We start from the raw sequence: 17581 nt of genomic DNA, 5'->3' as shown, positions 1-17581 counted from the left end.
TCGCTATTTTACTTACTTCAGTATGGCTTTTTTCCATTATTTTCTATTCGTTGCTTGTATAGCGGGAATTGGTATTAGTATTTTAATTTTGCATGTATTAGGAGGAAAGAATCAAGCATAAGGCCTAATGAATTTATTAGTTTATTTATGTTTCTTTTCATGTATAAATTTATAGAAAGTTTTATATAGAAGTTATTTTATGAGCAAAATTATAGAAATCAGAGCGCCAAAAACTCTTGGTGGTGAATCAGTTACGGAAGGTATAGTAAAAATAAAGAAAAATATCGGCGAAGCAGTAAAGGTAGATGACTTGATCTTTGAAATTGAAACTGATAAAACGGCGCTAGAACTAACTGCAGAAGCTTCAGGACAAATAACTGAATTTTTTGTGAAAGAAGATGATATAATTAGCCCTGATCAATTACTCGCAAAACTTGCTGCAGGAGAAGTAGAAGAAGTGAAAAAAGAAGATAAAGGCGAAGGCCCTGATAAAAAAGATGCCCCTTCAGCTCGTAAAATTATGGAAGAAAATGCAATTAGTGCAGAAAATGTAAAAGGAACTGGCATGGAAGGTAGAATAACTAAAGCGGATGTGATAGACCATATGAGTAAAGCTGAACAACCTTCGGTAAAACAATATGAATCTCCAAAAAGTGTAGTAAGTGGAGAGAGAAGAGAAGAGCGAGTGAAAATGAGCAAAATAAGGCAAGTAATAGCTGCTCGTTTGAAAGCATCGCAAAATACTGCTGCAATACTGACCACGTTCAATGAAATTGACATGAAAAACGTCATGGATCTGAGGGCAAAGTATAAAGAAACTTTTGAAAAGAAATATGGAATAAAACTGGGTTTCATGTCGTTTTTTATAAAGGCAGCAGTACAAGCACTAAAAGAAATTCGTGAGATTAACGCTGAGATTTCAGGTGATGAAATTGTATATAAAAATTACTATGACATAGGTGTTGCTGTTGGCACTGATAAAGGTCTTGTTGTACCAGTTATTCGTGATGCTGATCAAATGTCATTTGCTGAAATTGAACTAACTTTAGTTGCTCTTGGCAAAAAAGCACGAGAAGGTAAGCTGCAAGTATCGGAAATGGAAGGTGCAACATTTACTATCTCAAACGGTGGTGTATATGGTTCACTTCTTTCTACTCCGATAATAAACCCTCCGCAATCTGGAATACTTGGCATGCACTCAATACAAAATAGGCCAGTTGCTGTGAGTAGCTCAATTGAAATCAGACCTATGATGTACATTTCCCTCTCTTACGACCACAGAATAGTTGATGGCAAAGGAGCAGTTACTTTCCTTGTTAAAATCAAAAATTACATAGAAGATCCAAATAGATTGGTTTTGGAAATTTAAACAGATTAAAAAACGACAAGTAAGTTTTTCTGAAGTTTGCAAGGTGGGTGTTACAGCTGTACAAACATTTGTTTATAAAGGTAACTTATACGAAAAATGGTCAGTGCTTACTGTACGAGCATTGTGATTTAGGCCTAAAAAATGCGAGTAGCCCATTTGGTGTTACCCAAGTAGCTGACACTGGGATCCAAATTGCAAGTAATGCATTAGGTTGGGTGAGTATAGGTCTTGCGTTATAGAATGACATCATTTACTATGTGCCATATTGCAATGTTTGTAAAGTTGTGTGTGTGGTCCACCAAAAGGGTGTCAGCTACTTGCATGACACTATCTGCTATTTTTCCTTATCTGAATGAATACAAAACGGTTTTTGGTTACTCACGAAATAGATTTGTCCATTTTGCTCTTATTATTTAAAACGCTTTTATGTCAAATATATCAAACTTTTATTTGACATATGTTAAAAACATTCTAAGATAAGACTATTTATAGAATAAGGGGGTATATAATGTTAACTAATTCTTTTAAAAAAAAGTTTTGAAGCTGTTCAAGGTATATCTGAATCAGTATCGAGTGATAAACCGAATAGGACTTTCAATTTTCCTCCGAATAATAGGGTGAGAGCAGATGATCATCCATTTTTAGGTACCAAGCATGACCGCAAAATTGAATATTTAGATTATGATGATGAAGAGTCAAAAAGGCGAATTCTTGCTGATAGCTCTCCTTATAATTCAGAAAATGAAAATCACGGTAAATATCTAAAAGGCAAGATTATTGATGAAACTAAGCAAGAAATTGCTCAACACATAGAAAACAGTGATGTAGAATCTGTACAGCTTAGAGTGAGAAGTCCAATTAGAACTATGTTGACTGCAAGAATTGTGCTGAATGATAATAAAGGAAAAATAAACATTAATAATATTAAAACTAATGATTTTTTTGAAAGCAATAGGATAACGGCGGTTACATTGTTGCTACCTGGAGATGAAAAAAGATGAATGCGTGGACGAGTTGATGAGCATGGAGTAAGAATTTATGAAGTAGCTAATGGCTCATATAACATGACTTTGAATTGGTACGATGAAGAAAAAGAATGTAAAATGAAAATTAATATTAGTGATGACGGTTCTATCAAGCTTATTGAAAGCAATGATATCACTTGGGAGCAAATAGCTGCACATAAAGAAGTAAAAGTAGGAAAACAATACGAAGCGAAGTCCTTGTATGATGCACTATCCTACTTACGTAAAGAAGGTTCTGAAATAGTAAAAGTTTCACAGAATCCTTCAACAAGTATCGAAAGTGTGACTATATCAAAACAACTTTCTTCTGCTCAAGGAGTAAGTAAATAAGAAGACTTTATGAGCTGCTTGCAAATGTAGGCAGCTTATATTTCAGTATCCTTATTTCATGTTCTCTAGAGTATTTTTATTTCCTGTAATCTTTTTATAAAAACCATAGGCGCCAGTTGGTTTTAAAGTAAAGGTCAAGTATCTGGAATTCTGGACATAAAATCCTCCTGTGTAAAAAAAAAAGTTAGAAAAAAATGCAGTGCATATACGACAGATATACACTGAAGAATATATTTTTAATAAGTTTGATTAAAAAGTCTGCAGACTAAAGATAGATTTTGAGCTCTTAAAATATCTCTAATTGTAATTATAATGAGGTTGGAAATATGCGGAAGTAATTTTTATACGTTAGCTACAGTTAAAACATAATTGACTTTGCCTAGTTAATATTTCAAATTATAAAAAAGGCAAATAATTTCCATGATATTGCAGGGTAAAAAAGGGTTAATAACCGGAATAATAAATAAGAGGTCAATAGCATATGGTATAGCAAAGACTCTCTCAGAGCACGGAGCTGAGCTTGCAATTACTTATCAAAATGAAACAATAAAAGAGAAATTATTACCAATAGCAAGTGAATTAAATGTAGAGTTAATATTGCACTGTAATGTTTCAAATGAGGAAACTATAGATAATGCTTTTAAGGAAATAAAGGAGAAGTGGGGTGCTATTGATTTTTTGGTACATGCAATAGCATTCTCCGATAAAAATGAGCTAAATGGTAAATATGTCAATACTTCACTAAACAACTTTATTAATGCAATGCATATATCGTGCTATTCTTTTACTGCTTTAGCGCAAAGAGCGGAAAAAATGATGTTAAATGGTGGTAGTTTACTTACTTTATCTTACTATGGTGCTGAAAAAGTTATGCCAAATTATAATGTGATGGGTTTATGTAAAGCAGCACTTGAAGCAAGTGTAAAATATATAGCATGTGATCTTGGGCCAAAGAACATCAGAGTAAATGCAATTTCTGCTGGTCCAATCAGAACTTTAGCATCTTCTGGAATAAGCGATTTTCACTCCATATCGGAATGGAATAGAAGTAATTCTCCACTGAGACGCAATGTTACAATAGAAGATGTTGGCAAGGCAGCACTATACTTATTAAGCGACCTGAGTAGTGGTACAACTGGAGAAATTTTACATGTTGATTCAGGGTATAATATTGTGGGAATGAAGATAGTAGACTAATAACGCTAATTCTGGATTAAGGAAGGAAGAAAGTATAGGAAATGGAAGGCTTTTTGGATTTCAAGGAATAGGAAATGAGAGTAGAAAAGATGTGAACCAAGAAATTAACGGGAGATCTATGGCGAGTATGTTCAATTTCAAGTCTATTTTTGAGGTAGCCAAAAATCGTCTCAATGATCGACCTTTTTCTCAGCAAAATCTTTTCATGTAGTGAAATTAATGCGTTTTTCATCCCCTTTTTCACCTTGGTAACAAGTTTCAAACCGCGGTTAAACAACTCTTGGAAAAGCTCTTTTTTAATATAGCCTTTATCACCAAACAAAAGACCGGTTAATTTCTTAGTTAGGTTTGCTACAGGCTCTCTATCGTCAACATTACCTCTTGTAAGCGTAAAAGCTTGAATTTCACCTTTCTCGTTAATTATCAAATGTAGTTTAAAGCCGAAAAACCAGCCATATGTACTCTTGCTTAATTTTGCAATTCCAGCAAAAACCTTATTTCTTGATATTCTTTTTGCATGGCAAACTGCAATAGGAGTTGTATCTATGTATGAGATTCCAGTAAGTTCTGACCATCCGCAAAGGCACTGTAATAGCATGGCTAAATGCCACAAAACCCTGGGCTTTAGAGCAACAAACCTAGTGTATGAAGGCAACTTCGAAAACTCTGTTTGTAGAGCAATGTTAGGTAATGCAGGTAGAAAGCCTTAAAATTTTCACAGGGAGATTGCTGATACAGGAGGATTATTGTGATAATTTCCGAATGTGTAATTTCTGGCACTCTTGTGGGTTTTTACCGTTTGGCAGTAGTTTATCTGCAAAATTTTTCTCTATATCTCTGCAAAAATCATCGACCAGACAAAACAGTTTTGTTATATCTTCCATGGGTAACCTCATCTATTTTTTTCTATTTGTTGAGTTTACCCTACTCTCCTGACTTTTCTATTCTCTTTTTAATCCAGAATTAGCGTTTGTATAGCGGGAATTGGTATTAGATATTTTATTTGAAGAACTGTGATTCTATAATCTTCAGAAATTTCTGCATTCAAATCATCAAGAGCAGCAGTATTACTGCCGCTTTTATCAATGACAATTTTCTCGGGAAGATAGTTACTCCTGAAGGCTTTACGAAAGAATGCAAGTGCTGCAGACTTGTCTCTACTAACACACAAGAGGAAGTCTACAGTATTACCAATAGTGCTCTATATAAATAAACCCATTTACCGTTTAATTTAATGTAGGTCTCTCCAACTACTACCAACCTGCTTCTTTCTTTTCCTTACTGCCTAGTCTATCAGTGGTGATAACCCACTTTGTAACGTAGCATGGTCAATTTTTGCTCCCCTTATACTCATAATTTCTTCCAAATCTCGATAGCTCAAAGAGAATCGACATTTCATGTATACAGATAACATCGCTGAAAAGCTAAATCCTTTGAAGGATGGCAATAATTTTTGATTGATACGAAACATCTTTGCTTTATTTTTAGACAATTATATCATTCTTCTTTCTACTTCCCTACAAATGCGACAGAACCGAAGTTACTGCTATTCACTTTTTGTATCGTTTTTAGCAAAAGCTTCCTCCCAAGTGCCTTGAGTTGCTGCACGGCTATACTCTGTTACTCTATTTTCAAAGAAATTTGTATGTTCCACGCCATTTAGTATTTCATCAAGCCAAGGAATAGGGTTATCTTTAACATTATATATAGATTTAAGACCTAATTGCGTTAACCTTCTGTTTGCTATGTAACGTATATAATTGCGCACTTCCTCTGCAGATAGCCCTTCAACATCTCCTAAATCAAAAGCAAGACTTATAAATTCATCTTCAAGTTCAACAATAGTGCGACATGCAGAATATAATTCTTCTTTAAACTCGTCATTCCAAATTTCATTATTCTCTTTAATAAACGTATTGAACAAATTGATAATTGAATTGGTGTGCAAGGTTTCGTCACGTGCTGACCAAGCAATTATTTGCCCCATACCTTTCATTTTTCCAAACCGTTGAAAATTGAGCAAAATTGCAAATGATGCAAATAACTGCAATCCTTCAGTGAAGGCACCAAATACTGCTAAAGTTTTAGCAACATGTTTTTTATCGTGCTTTTTACTTTCCTCAAATTCTAACATATATTCATACTTCTTTCTCATAGCATCATATTTTAAGAATGCTTGATATTCACTTTCTGGCATGCCAATCGTATCTAGAAGGTATGAATAGGCTGCAATGTGTATAGTCTCCATATTGGAAAAGCTTGCAAGCATCATACATATTTCTGTTGGCTTAAATATATTTGAATAATGCCTCATATAGCAGTTATTTACTTCAATATCTGCTTGAGTAAAAAACCTAAAAATCTGGGTCAATAAATTTTTCTCTACATTCGAAAGTTTGGTTTTCCAATCTTTCACATCATCAGCAAGCGGAACTTCTTCAGGTATCCAGTGTATCCTTTGTTGCTGCAACCATGCATCATATGCCCAAGGATAATTAAAAGGCTTGTATATTGGATCTGCTTCTAGCAATGACATAATGTACCTAGTTATTCTGAAGTAAATATTATATTAAATGATATTGAGAATCAGTCAATTTAACTTTTTTGAAATTTGACGACAGATAGTTTATCAGTGTATTATGATTTCAAATAATTAATTGACGAAATGCGAGTATTAATATCTTTTATTTTATTATTTACAGTGAGCTGCACTCACACTATTCACAATCACGGAGTTCCTGGCATTAATATTGAACTGTGGAGCAAAATACAAGTAGGTGATGATAGAGAAAAAGTGGTTCATACTTTAGGATCGCCAACACTAGTATCAAAGTTCGACGAAAATGTTTGGTACTATGTCTCATATAAAATTAAACAAGCTAACTTCTTGGGAAAAAGGAAGTACAGTAGTAAGTCTCTGCAAATTTCGTTTAATCAGAATGACGAAGTTACAGATATAAGAGAAATCAACGTTGCAGAAAGGTCTTTAGCTGTTGTTGATTGAAAATTTGCTGATCTATTTTTCATCACAAGTATCAGCACTTTGAGCTATTTCATTGTTAGAGTGGGGATAATCATCCGGACGATGCCCCTCATCACCGTAGTCCATACCCATTCCTTCTGATGGCATATCTTCTCCACCACCACCTGAAAAATATTCAGCAAGGCTTTCAAGAAATTTTATGCCAAACATATTACCTGATTTCCCAAATAACGTTACTAGACTGCTACCACTTACCAAACCTTCGAATACATTATTATAAGCAGCAATTGCTCCTTCATGAAAGTTGAACATCCACTTCATTCCATCCACAATTGTTGCAACAGAGTCACTATGACCAAGACCTAAACCACTTTTCTCACTAGCGGCTTCCTGGTGTTGCTGCTGTGCCTGCCATTCTGCAATATTTGGACCCTGTGCTTCACTCATAAACTTTTATTCTAAGCCTTAAGCTATTATTTTACCAAAAACACTGTAAAATATCAATTGTTTAAGAGAGGTTATCATAAAAATAGCTAACACTAAGCTATTTTTATGATTCTGATTACTCTATACCAAAACATCGATGATGTGCTGTGGTAACAAAGTGATGACTTGAGGTTTAAGACAGCTTCTATTTCTTCTTAGAAGACTGCTCCTCTCTCTTTCCTTTTTATTTTATTATCTTAATATTAATTTACTCATAAATTATTGATAAGTACTAATAATTTAATCATTATTAATATAATATTAATAATGAGGAAGAAAAATGCTTACTAATAATAACACACCATCATCAGCTCCGCCACCACCTCCTTTACCACTCGAAGGTTTAAAGAATTGGACACCTCCACAGGATAATAAAAAACCTTCTAATACCAATTCTCATTATTAATGAACCAAATAAGAAGCATAGCAGAGTTGTTTAACCGTGGAAGGGGAAAAAGAGGTAATAAATTTACACAAAGCGCATTCAAGCAGAACAATTGTATCGTAGATTTTATTGCGTAAAATGTTCTGTTTTATATATAACCAAAACCTCTCAACAGGATTGAGTTCAGGTGAGTATGGTGGTAGGTATATAATTTCGATATTTTTAGGTGCCTTTAAATTTTTTGACTTATGCCAACTAGCGCAATCCATCAAGAGAAAAGCCTTTCGTATTCCTAAATATTGCGACATCTGTTCAAGGAATATATTTATACAATCAGTGTTGACGTTTGGTGCAAATAAGCTAAAATTCTCTCCATTTCTGGGATTAACTGTACTATAGAGATAAAAATTTTCCCTACCTAATTTTACCTTAACCTGTGTCCTACTGCCTTTTTTAAACCACCCATGTCCAACTTTTGAATGTGTACCAAACCGTGATTCATCGAAGAAAAATAGCTCTTTTTCAGAATGCATGACAATAGTTTCATTGAGGTTTTTTTTAAACTCCTCTTGCTTGTTTTTATCTTGTCCACTATGAACTGGTCTTGGTGTGATATATGAGAATTTCATTCTTTGCATATTACGATGTATTGCGGATTTGCTGATATTCAAACCAAATCTTTCTTGGATTCTTATTCTCATTTCTCTAATAGTAATATTGGGGTTTTCCTCTATCCACAACTCAATTCGTTCAAGTTGACTTTGGTTCAATATAGTTTTTCTACGGCGTTGAGGTGGAGCAAATAATTTTTCTTCTCTTCCAAATTTTATGTGCTTTATCCATGTAGTAATTGCCTTTCTCGAAATGCAACATATTTTTGCTACAGCTGTTATACTGTGCTTTTTTGCTGCAATTACAGCATTTAGTTTTTTTGCAACATACGCATTATTTCTTACTCTCTTCAGCATCTCTTTTGCTGATTTCACCACTTTTTCATCCAATAATTTTGATCTTAATGCCATCTAAACCTCGCTATTTTACTTACTTCAGTATGGCTTTTTTCCATTATTTTCTATTCGTTGCTTGTATAGCGGGAATTGGTATAAGCAAGTTAACTACACAACGACCAATTCAGCCTGGTTTACTAAGGGTTCTTTAAATATTCACCCTTAAAAAAATCGGCGTAGGTTTAGGCACTGTAGTGCCTGAGCTTACGCACGCATTGCACAGAAATTTTAAATCGCGTTGTTCTTTTGGAATTTGCAACTGATCGAGTATCGTTTCTGCTGATCTGGGAACAATTGGCTGCAATAAAATACCAATTATTCTGATGTATTCGAGTAGTTTGTAAATTACTAAATTCATATGCTCTCTATCGGTTTTACTTAATGTCCAAGGTGCACTTCTATCTATGTAAGCATTGGCCTTGGAAGAGATATTGATAATCAGGAGTATAATCTGGTTAAATTCATACTTTGATAGATGATCCATTACTTGATCAATTATGGCTTTGCAATTTGGTAAACTCTCATCATCTTTAAGCAAATTGCGATCGACCACTGGTACAACTCCAAAGCATTGCTTGTGCAGAAATGAAATTGTTCTTTGCACTAAATTGCCTATATTGTTTGCCAGCTCTGAGTTTATGCGGCTGATCATGTTCTTCTTACTGAAATTACCATCTTGACCGAAACTTGCTTCCCGAAGGAGAAAATAGCGTAGTTGATCAACACCAAACTCTTCTGCAAGATCAATTGGATCTATAACGTTACCAAGGGATTTGGATATTTTTTCCCCCTCGTTTAGCCACCAACCATGAACTGCAACTTGCTTTGGCAGTGGTAAATCTGATGCAAGAAGAATAGCTGGCCAGTATACAGCGTGAAAACGCAGTATGTCTTTACCGATCACATGAACGTTGAAGGAGTTTGTCCAAAACTTCTTATATTCCTTATCTTCTATATTAGGAAAGCCTATTGACGTGAGATAGTTAGTGAGTGCATCTATCCAAACATAAATTACGTGCTTGTCATTCCCTGGTACTTTTATTCCCCAATTAAAACTAGTACGAGAAATCGAAAGGTCAGTAAGTCCTGATTTTACAAACGATACCACCTCGTTTTTTCTGCTCTCAGGAAAGATGAAATTCGGCTGATTTTCGTATAACTCTAGTAATTTATTTTGCCAACTTGACAAACGAAAAAAGTAGCTCTCTTCTTTTATCCACTGAACTTCAGCGCCTGTTGGTGCTCTGCCATCTATCAACTCTGATTCCTGATAAAATGCTTCGTCACGAACTGAATACCAACCTGAGTAAGAATCCAGATATATTTGCCCTCTCTCTTCAAGCCTATTCCATAGAGCTATAACTGCTTTTTCATGACGTTCTTCTGTGGTGCGAATAAAATCATCATAATCAAAGTTCATTAGCTCAGCCAATTTTCTGAACGTAACACTTATTTCATCTGTAAATTCTTTTGGCTCTATTCCCTTTACCTTAGCCGCTTTTTCAATTTTCTGTCCATGTTCATCTGTACCAGTAGTAAATTTGACGTTCTTTCCAGCTAATTTCATAAATCTAGCTGTAATATCACAGATAAGGGAAGTATATGCGTGGCCGATATGTGGCTTGTCGTTTACGTAATATATTGGCGTAGTGACGTAAAAGCTCTCAAATTGCTCCATTTTGTACTGTTTAAAGCTTTATCGTATCTGCACTAGTAATAAAAATCAATATAACACAAACAATCTAAAAACCATTATACCGCTGCGTTTTGCAGCGGTATCCTTGTAAGTGATTTACGCTTTAGAGTAATCAGTTTGCTGTCTATAACCTCCAACACATTGCTCCGGGTAAGGATTATTAAATACACCTTGAGGAGGAGCGCTTGGAGCAGTATTAGGATCTTGAGGAGAGTAAGGAGGTGGTGCATCATAATGAGAAGAATTTCTATAATTATGACTTTGTCCAAGATAGCTATCTACTGCTTCTTCAGCCTTCTTAATATTTTCTGACTCTTTCTCATGTTTCATATGAAAAGCCACACCACCAGCAAGACACACGAGAGAATTAATGCCAAGAATGACTAAACCCCAAACTGGTAAGACTGGGTTAATAGCGCAACCTACCAAAGCTGCTAAAGAAATTGCACCAACTGCAAATTCTATATTTCTGAACATTTTAAGTTGACTATCTAGATAATCTATTTTTTCTGACTTTCTAGCCGTTTTTTCGCTGCTGTTGTACCAAACACACATTAAAGCATGGAAAGCAACACACGCAACTACAGCTACTATCCCTAAAGCTAATAATTTCATGCTGTCTTCTGAGTCTTTTTTCTTATCTTCTCTGTTTGGCTGGTTACTGCTACCGGAACCAAGGTTATTTATCACTGTAGTATTACCACTAAATAGGCTACGCAGTAGAAAATAATCCCAAAAATCTAAACCTCTATTATTGTGTACATGTACGTGTGTAACCTGAGGTCCCGTAGGTTGTTGCCTGCTACTTCCATTATCACGTTCTGTACTGTGCCTACGAGTTGGAATGCTATGTGTAAACTCTCCATACATTCTGTCGAACTCTTGCTCATTCCAAGTCGAATTCAGTGTATGCTGTAAAAACTCTTCAACATTATCGTTACTGCCAGTTTTTTTTATATAGGCAAGTGCATACCTTTTTAAAACACTACTATCCATAAAAATTCTCCCAGAGAATTAAGATTAAATTAATAAACATTTATTATAACAAAGTAAAGTTTACCTGTCAATTCAGCCATAACCTAATACCCAGTTAATATCCTTCCCACCAGTTCTTTTACTGTCGGTACGTAGCCATTCTCATAAAATGGGTCTTGCTTAAATCTGTACACATTGTGTCCAGAAAACATGAGTTCATTTTCAACATTGCCGTCATGTACAATGTTTTGCAGTGTCTTTTGTATACAGAAACTCCTTGGATCTGGTTTTTGTCCTGTTGAATGGTCACCGTGATCTTTCCAATTGCTAAACAAACAATGGCTTAAACATCCCATGCAATTAATTTGATCTTGCCTTATCTCCTCAAATTTACCTGGTGTCACAAAAATAACAGTTGTATCTGGAGTTTTCATTACCTCTGTATACCCTGCTTTAATCCATGCATTTGCTAGCTCTTTGTCTTGTGCAGTGAAGTAAATCTTTCTACCTCTGCTGCCCATTGCAAATTCATTATTAAATTCTCCGCTTATACTTTCTGAAAATTTTATTTGACGTGAATGCCGTTCCTGTAGCTCACGTATGAAGCTATTTCTTACTGCAGATGAGTAAAATCCTGTCGGACTAAATTTGTTTAAAAATACGTCACCTTCTTCTAAAGCGAGTAATTTCTTTTTCCACTCTGTAGAAATCGGGCTTTCTTTCGTCAAAAGCGGACGAGTACCAAATTGAAAAGCTATTGGTCCGATTTGTGAATTTTCAAACCAATGTTCCCAATCCTTTAAATGCCACACTCCCCCTGCCATCACAATTGGCGTTTCAGCAAGACCAATTTCGTTCATGAAAGACCTAAGCTCTGCAACTCTTTCAAATGGAGCCTGTGATAATTCTGGATCTTCACTATTACTGAGTCCATTGTGACCACCAGCAAGCCACGGATCCTCATATACTACTCCACCAAGTAAAAAAGAAGATATTTTTTGGTAAGCACGTTTCCACAACGCTTTAAAAGCGCGCGCCGATGAGATAATAGGGTAGTAATAAACTTGATATTTACCTGCAATTTCTCCAAGCCTGTAAGGCATACCAGCACCGCAAGTGATGCCATGAACTAAGCCTTTTGCTTTTTCTAATATGCCATGAAGGACTTGTTCTGCTGCTCCCATTTCCCAAAGCACGTTCATATGTATTCTTCCACGGCCCTTTGATATTTCATTCGCTATTTTTGCTTGACTAACTCCAGCCTCAATACTATACTTAATTAACTCTTCGTGCTTTTCATTTCTTGTTTTACCTTTATAAATTAGTGGTACCAGCTCGCCATTGTCATCGATAAGTTTAGCATTTGCACCAGAAAACGTACCAACAGCATTCGCTGCAGCAAATGCTCCGCTTGACCTTCCATCACTTACTGCAATGCCTTTGCCGCCCTCGATGATTGGCCATACTTCCTTCCCTGAAATTGCTATCTTTTTTATCTTATTTTTCAAAATTTCCTCTTAATCTTTCACTCTATTTTACTTAATTGCTAAAAAAATAATAGCTTTTCTTTTAATGCACACAAATTCAGTTTTAAGTAGACATAACAGCTACGACACATATTCTTTTTAAGAAGTCTTTGATATATGATAATAGGTCTAACAGGTGGAATTGCAGTCGGAAAGAGCTTTGTAGCCAATTGCTTTAAAGAATTTGGTGCCGCTTTGTTTGATGCTGACTCTGTCGTACACCAGCTTTATAAAGTAAACAAAAACATAATAAGTTACGCAGAAGAAAAATTTCCTGGGGTGATAGTAAATGGAAAAATAGATAGAACAGTATTATCTAAATATTTTTTAGCTTATGATGAAAATTGGAAGCAATTTCAGTCTTTAGTGCATTCCGCTGTGCGAAATGAATTAGAAATTTTTATTGCTCAGGAGAAAGAAAACAACGGAAAGTTTCTAGTTCTAGACATTCCACTCCTGCTGGAAACTAGATTACGTTTATATTGCGATTTTTTTATTGTCTTTATCCATGCAGATAGCGCTGTACAAGCTCAAAGGATTAGTGAGCGTAATATGGATAAAAAAAAGCTGGATCTAATGTCTAGTATTCAGCTACCTATTGAAGAAAAAAAGCAAATGAGCGACTTTATCATCGATACCAGCGCAAATGTTCTTTCTCAAGTGAAAGATATAATAAACTCGTTAGACCTCAACACGTGATACGGTTATTCTCCACAAGATTACTCCGAATTTTAGCTATACTATCAGCAGATTTTACCATTAAAATTTCAAACCTTGAGCCTGCATTCAAAAACGATTCTACTGATCTGCCGAAAAAATCATATCTCCATCCCTTGAATAGTTTATCTATCTGCCCAGATATTGAGCCAGCTAACTCAGCTTTTGATGAAATTAACTTTCTTGATATGTTATTTTCCTTACATTTGCTCTCCAAAATAATCGAGAGTATATCAAATACAGATTTATCATAATTATCTGACAGAGTATAATTTTGCTGCACAAATTCCTTCTCATTCTCATTGAAAATATCTATAAACTCTAATAAATCTTCCTCTTTTATATTTTTTGTGTTTCTCTTAAGGTCATCTAAAATGTCATCAATATGTTCCACGTTTTTTTCAATTAAACCAGTTATTACGGCATTATTGACTACCTTATTACGATTTATATTGTAACGCTGTGCTAAGGTCTCTTGCCACTCACTAACTGCTTTAACAGTTAACATCAACCTTGGATTTGCTTCATAATTAAATTTAATCCTCTTCCATGCATCTTTTGGATTATGCAAATACTTATTAACATCAACTATTGATTCCATCTCTTCTTGAAACCAGCCTATCCTATTATTTTCTTCAAGTTTATTGCACAATATTTGGTGTAGGTCATATAGGTGTATCACGTCATTTACTGCATAATCTAATTGATCCTCAGATAATGGCCGTTTTAACCAGTCTGAATTTTTAGCTTTAATTTTATCCAGCGCTACCCCCTGATATTGCTCTACTACTTTTGAATAACCAATAAAGTCGTGATAATAATGACAAAACATAGCAGCAACTTGGGTATCAAAAATGGGAGTAGGAACACATTTAAGCACGGTGAGTAAGGATTCTATGTCTTGCCGACAACTATGAAAAACTTTGGTTATTTCTCGATTCAGCATTATTTTCTTAATAAGCGATAAGTCAATTCCCGGTACTAACACATCTACAATAAAACTCTTCTCTCCGTAAGAAATTTGAATTAGTGATAATCTAGGATAGCAGGTTAAATTGTTTCTAATAAACTCTGTGTCCACTGCTATAAATTTTGGATCTTTTGCCATCAATTCTTCACATGCATTCTCCAGCTCCGATGTCGTACTAATTAGCATATATTTTTTATTCATTGGCTATATTTTACCACTTATATTGAATATTTACAATTGATTGAAATTGAGAACGCAACTGTATGATAACTAATCCTTCTGTAAATATACAGTTTTGCCAGACACAACGGTACGTATTACGCGCCCTTTCACTTTGCGTCCATCGAAAGGGGAATTTTTTGATTTACTAGCAAAGTTGTCAACTTTAATTTTCCATTCATGATCCAAATCAACTAAAATTAAGTCCGCTGCAAGGTTTTTCTGTATGCGGCCACGTGGCACATGTATGATATCTGCAGGCTTATATGTCAATTTTGCAAGCACATCAAGTAGACCCATTTGTCCACTGTGATATAGTTCAAGTGAAATGGGCAGCATTGTTTCAAGGCCAACAATACCAAATGCAGCATTTTCAAGTGGCAAATCTTTAGAACTAAGATCATGCGGAGCATGATCGGTTGCAATACAATCAATCACACCTGTCTTGAAACCTTCAATCATAGCTAAACGATCTTCCTCTGTACGAAGTGGCGGATTCATTTTTGCGATTGCTCCATGTTGCTTTACTATATCTTCAGTTAAAGTAAAGTGATGAGGAGTTACTTCACATGTAACATTTAACCCCAAATCTTTTGCTCGTTTAATAGCATCAAGTGAATCTTTTGAAGAGACATGTAAAATATGGTAGTGTACATTTTCTATGTCCTTCATTAGTAGTATATCACGAGTTACCATAACCGATTCTGATGCACTCAAGATTCCTTTTACTCCCAATTCTTCAGAAATCTTACCCTCATTAATTGCGCCACCAGCAGATAGATTTAAGTCTTCTGCATGTTGAGCAATAGGAACACCAAGCATACTTGAATAAAGCAGTGCCTGTCTCATAATCATTGGATTCATAACTGGCATACCATCATCGGTGAACCCAACCGCACCTGCTTCCTTTAAAAGCTCCATTTCAGTTAATTTTTCTTTCGAAGTGGTAATTTTGGCATAAAATTCAACATTCACATGTGAAGTTTCAAGTGCTCTATATTTCAAATATTTAGCCAAGACAACACTATCAATCGCTGGAACAGTGTTTGGCTGGCAAACTACAGTTGTAACGCCCCCTACAGCTGCAGATTTGCTACCCGTATGTATAGTTTCTTTATGCTCTTGACCTGGTTCACGAAAATGCACGTGAATGTCAATAAGTCCTGGCATTAGAATAAGCCCTTTACAGTCTATTGTTTCATCAACTCCACTTGTTGAAAGTAATGATTCGCTAAAATCAACAATTTTATCCCCTTCAGTTAACAATGAACCTTTTATATCAAGTTTAGTTTCCGGGTCAATAATACGAGCATTAGTATACGCAATTTTATAGCCTTCCTTTTGGCCTTTCTGCAATAAATTCCAAGATTGTGTCATTATATTTGAGTATCGATTACAAAATAAATCTAAAGTTTTTTTAGTAAAACACAACCAAATTAAAGTGATGGTATAATAACTAGCAATAAAGAATATTTAAATTAATACTCAGGCAGCTACTCTACAACTAAACTAAAGAATGACTAGGATCATTCTCGATTTGACTAACTTTAACATTATTAAGTGCGGTATTTGCGTTATAATACCAATTCTCATTATTAATGAACCAAATAAGAAGCATAGCAGAGTTGTTTAACCGTGGAAGGGGAAAGAGAGGTAATAAATTTACACAAAGCGCATTCAAGCAGAACAATTGTATCGTAGATTTTATTGCGTAAAATGTTCTGTTTTATATATAACCAAAACCTCTCAACAGGATTGAGTTCAGGTGAGTATGGTGGTAGGTATATAATTTCGATATTTTTAGGTGCCTTTAAATTTTTTGACTTATGCCAACTAGCGCAATCCATCACGAGAAAAGCCTTTCGTATTCCTAAATATTGCGACATCTGTTCAAGGAATATATTTATACAATCAGTGTTGACGTTTGGTGCAAATAAGCTAAAATTCTCTCCATTTCTGGGATTAACTGCACTATAGAGATAAAAATTTTCCCTACCTAATTTTACCTTAACCTGTGTCCTACTGCCTTTTTTAAACCACCCATGTCCAACTTTCGAATGTGTACCAAACCGTGATTCATCGAAGAAAAATAGCTCTTTTTCAGAATGCATGACAATAGTTTCATTGAGGTTTTTTTTTAAACTCCTCTTGCTTGTTTTTATCTTGTCCACTATGAACTGGTCTTGGTGTGATATATGAGAATTTCATTCTTTGCATATTACGATGTATTGCGGATTTGCTGATATTCAAACCAAATCTTTCTTGGATTCTTATTCTCATTTCTCTAATAGTAATATTGGGGTTTTCCTCTATCCACAACTCAATTCGTTCAAGTTGACTTTGGTTCAATATAGTTTTTCTACGGCGTTGAGGTGGAGCAAATAATTTTTCTTCTCTTCCAAATTTTATGTGCTTTATCCATGTAGTAATTGCCTTTCTCGAAATGCAACATATTTTTGCTACAGCTGTTATACTGTGCTTTTTTGCTGCAATTACAGCATTTAGTTTTTTTGCAACATACGCATTATTTCTTACTCTCTTCAGCATCTCTTTTGCTGATTTCACCACTTTTTCATCCAATAATTTTGATCTTAATGCCATCTAAACCTCGCTATTTTACTTACTTCAGTATGGCTTTTTTCCATTATTTTCTATTCGTTGCTTGTATAGCGGGAATTGGTATAAATATAGCCCTT

15 protein-coding genes and 3 pseudogenes are annotated in these 17581 nt (G+C 35.0%); 7 read left to right on the top strand and 11 right to left on the bottom strand.

Annotation, left to right across the window (positions count from 1 at the left end; translation table 11 throughout):
- The first annotated feature begins 199 nt into the window (after window positions 1-199).
- The 4 genes from odhB to O1Q06_RS01160 all read left to right on the top strand — a co-directional run bounded on the left by odhB (window position 200) and on the right by O1Q06_RS01160 (window position 3921).
- Window positions 200-1369, top strand: a complete 1170-nt coding sequence (odhB, locus tag O1Q06_RS01175) for a 2-oxoglutarate dehydrogenase complex dihydrolipoyllysine-residue succinyltransferase (protein WP_410542792.1) — start codon at window positions 200-202, stop codon at window positions 1367-1369.
- A 617-nt stretch (window positions 1370-1986) separates the two neighbouring features.
- Window positions 1987-2370, top strand: coding sequence for a hypothetical protein (locus O1Q06_RS01170; RefSeq protein WP_410542791.1), 384 nt, complete (start codon window positions 1987-1989; stop codon window positions 2368-2370).
- Window positions 2371-2724 (top strand): hypothetical protein, encoded by a 354-nt coding sequence (locus O1Q06_RS01165; protein ID WP_410542790.1) that lies wholly within the window; start codon window positions 2371-2373, stop codon window positions 2722-2724. It abuts the gene before it with no gap.
- A 420-nt stretch (window positions 2725-3144) separates the two neighbouring features.
- On the top strand, window positions 3145-3921 hold the full coding sequence (locus O1Q06_RS01160) for an enoyl-ACP reductase (protein ID WP_410542789.1): 777 nt from the start codon (window positions 3145-3147) through the stop codon (window positions 3919-3921).
- A gap of 16 nt (window positions 3922-3937) precedes the next feature.
- Here the strand turns inward: O1Q06_RS01160 and O1Q06_RS01155 are convergent.
- From O1Q06_RS01155 to O1Q06_RS01145, 3 genes and pseudogenes are all read right to left on the bottom strand, one after another.
- Window positions 3938-4805 (bottom strand): annotated as a pseudogene (locus O1Q06_RS01155) (IS982 family transposase).
- 107 nt (window positions 4806-4912) lie between these two features.
- Window positions 4913-5392 (bottom strand): annotated as a pseudogene (locus O1Q06_RS01150) (IS6 family transposase); the annotation flags it as partial.
- Window positions 5393-5467: 75 nt separating this feature from the next.
- Window positions 5468-6457 (bottom strand): ribonucleotide-diphosphate reductase subunit beta, encoded by a 990-nt coding sequence (locus O1Q06_RS01145; RefSeq protein WP_006013958.1) that lies wholly within the window; start codon window positions 6455-6457, stop codon window positions 5468-5470.
- Window positions 6458-6586: 129 nt separating this feature from the next.
- Between O1Q06_RS01145 and O1Q06_RS01140 the strand changes: the two genes are divergently transcribed.
- Window positions 6587-6925, top strand: coding sequence for an outer membrane protein assembly factor BamE (locus O1Q06_RS01140; RefSeq protein WP_007302809.1), 339 nt, complete (start codon window positions 6587-6589; stop codon window positions 6923-6925).
- Between the two features lie 30 nt (window positions 6926-6955).
- Here O1Q06_RS01140 and O1Q06_RS01135 read toward each other — a convergent pair.
- Window positions 6956-7351 (bottom strand): annotated as a pseudogene (locus O1Q06_RS01135) (hypothetical protein); the annotation flags it as partial.
- Window positions 7352-7670: 319 nt separating this feature from the next.
- On the opposite strand from O1Q06_RS01135, the gene O1Q06_RS01130 reads away from it, so the two are divergent.
- Window positions 7671-7796, top strand: coding sequence for a hypothetical protein (locus O1Q06_RS01130; RefSeq protein ID WP_410542788.1), 126 nt, complete (start codon window positions 7671-7673; stop codon window positions 7794-7796).
- Here O1Q06_RS01130 and O1Q06_RS01125 read toward each other — a convergent pair.
- The 4 genes from O1Q06_RS01125 to O1Q06_RS01110 form a co-directional block, all read right to left on the bottom strand.
- Window positions 7793-8797, bottom strand: a complete 1005-nt coding sequence (locus O1Q06_RS01125; RefSeq protein WP_410542787.1) for an IS630 family transposase — start codon at window positions 8795-8797, stop codon at window positions 7793-7795. The two genes, O1Q06_RS01130 and O1Q06_RS01125, sit on opposite strands and share 4 nt — an antisense overlap.
- 133 nt (window positions 8798-8930) lie before the next feature.
- Window positions 8931-10460: a methionine--tRNA ligase gene (gene metG, locus O1Q06_RS01120; RefSeq protein WP_410542786.1), complete on the bottom strand. Its 1530-nt coding sequence runs from the start codon at window positions 10458-10460 to the stop codon at window positions 8931-8933.
- A 114-nt stretch (window positions 10461-10574) separates the two neighbouring features.
- Window positions 10575-11474 carry a hypothetical protein gene (locus tag O1Q06_RS01115; RefSeq protein ID WP_410542785.1) on the bottom strand — a complete coding sequence of 300 codons (900 nt, stop codon included), beginning with the start codon at window positions 11472-11474 and terminating at the stop codon, window positions 10575-10577.
- Between the two features lie 83 nt (window positions 11475-11557).
- Window positions 11558-12961, bottom strand: coding sequence for an NAD(P)H-dependent flavin oxidoreductase (locus O1Q06_RS01110; RefSeq protein WP_410542784.1), 1404 nt, complete (start codon window positions 12959-12961; stop codon window positions 11558-11560).
- Between the two features lie 135 nt (window positions 12962-13096).
- Between O1Q06_RS01110 and coaE the strand changes: the two genes are divergently transcribed.
- Window positions 13097-13678, top strand: a complete 582-nt coding sequence (gene coaE, locus O1Q06_RS01105) for a dephospho-CoA kinase (protein ID WP_410542783.1) — start codon at window positions 13097-13099, stop codon at window positions 13676-13678.
- Here coaE and O1Q06_RS01100 read toward each other — a convergent pair.
- The 3 genes from O1Q06_RS01100 to O1Q06_RS01090 all read right to left on the bottom strand — a co-directional run bounded on the left by O1Q06_RS01100 (window position 13668) and on the right by O1Q06_RS01090 (window position 17486).
- The gene (locus O1Q06_RS01100) at window positions 13668-14852 is read right to left on the bottom strand and encodes a ribonuclease D (RefSeq protein WP_410542782.1); all 1185 of its coding nucleotides are present in this window, start codon (window positions 14850-14852) and stop codon (window positions 13668-13670) included. The two genes, coaE and O1Q06_RS01100, sit on opposite strands and share 11 nt — an antisense overlap.
- Before the next feature lie 84 nt (window positions 14853-14936).
- The gene (locus O1Q06_RS01095; RefSeq protein ID WP_410542781.1) at window positions 14937-16262 is read right to left on the bottom strand and encodes a dihydroorotase; all 1326 of its coding nucleotides are present in this window, start codon (window positions 16260-16262) and stop codon (window positions 14937-14939) included.
- Window positions 16263-16480: 218 nt separating this feature from the next.
- Window positions 16481-17486, bottom strand: a protein-coding gene (locus tag O1Q06_RS01090; RefSeq protein ID WP_410542780.1) for an IS630 family transposase whose coding sequence is annotated in 2 segments (ribosomal slippage) — window positions 16481-17023 and window positions 17025-17486 — 1005 coding nt in all. Because the reading frame shifts where the segments join, the coding sequence is not laid out codon by codon here.
- Window positions 17487-17581 lie beyond the last annotated feature (95 nt).

Origin of the sequence: Wolbachia endosymbiont of Tetranychus urticae (assembly GCF_046529255.1) — a bacterium.
In the GTDB taxonomy this organism is placed as follows: domain Bacteria; phylum Pseudomonadota; class Alphaproteobacteria; order Rickettsiales; family Anaplasmataceae; genus Wolbachia.
This window is presented reverse-complemented; position numbering and strand designations above follow the sequence as displayed.

Excerpts from the sequence above, each read along its gene's own strand:
- odhB (WP_410542792.1), top strand. The coding sequence starts at position 200 with ATGAGCAAAATTATAGAAATCAGAGCGCCAAAAACTCTTGGTGGTGAA.
- O1Q06_RS01165 (WP_410542790.1), top strand. The coding sequence starts at position 2,371 with ATGCGTGGACGAGTTGATGAGCATGGAGTAAGAATTTATGAAGTAGCT.
- O1Q06_RS01160 (WP_410542789.1), top strand. The coding sequence starts at position 3,145 with ATGATATTGCAGGGTAAAAAAGGGTTAATAACCGGAATAATAAATAAG.
- O1Q06_RS01145 (WP_006013958.1), bottom strand. The coding sequence starts at position 6,457 with ATGTCATTGCTAGAAGCAGATCCAATATACAAGCCTTTTAATTATCCT.
- O1Q06_RS01140 (WP_007302809.1), top strand. The coding sequence starts at position 6,587 with ATGCGAGTATTAATATCTTTTATTTTATTATTTACAGTGAGCTGCACT.
- O1Q06_RS01130 (WP_410542788.1), top strand. The coding sequence starts at position 7,671 with ATGCTTACTAATAATAACACACCATCATCAGCTCCGCCACCACCTCCT.
- O1Q06_RS01125 (WP_410542787.1), bottom strand. The coding sequence starts at position 8,797 with ATGGCATTAAGATCAAAATTATTGGATGAAAAAGTGGTGAAATCAGCA.
- metG (WP_410542786.1), bottom strand. The coding sequence starts at position 10,460 with ATGGAGCAATTTGAGAGCTTTTACGTCACTACGCCAATATATTACGTA.
- O1Q06_RS01115 (WP_410542785.1), bottom strand. The coding sequence starts at position 11,474 with ATGGATAGTAGTGTTTTAAAAAGGTATGCACTTGCCTATATAAAAAAA.
- coaE (WP_410542783.1), top strand. The coding sequence starts at position 13,097 with ATGATAATAGGTCTAACAGGTGGAATTGCAGTCGGAAAGAGCTTTGTA.
- O1Q06_RS01100 (WP_410542782.1), bottom strand. The coding sequence starts at position 14,852 with ATGCTAATTAGTACGACATCGGAGCTGGAGAATGCATGTGAAGAATTG.
- O1Q06_RS01095 (WP_410542781.1), bottom strand. The coding sequence starts at position 16,262 with ATGACACAATCTTGGAATTTATTGCAGAAAGGCCAAAAGGAAGGCTAT.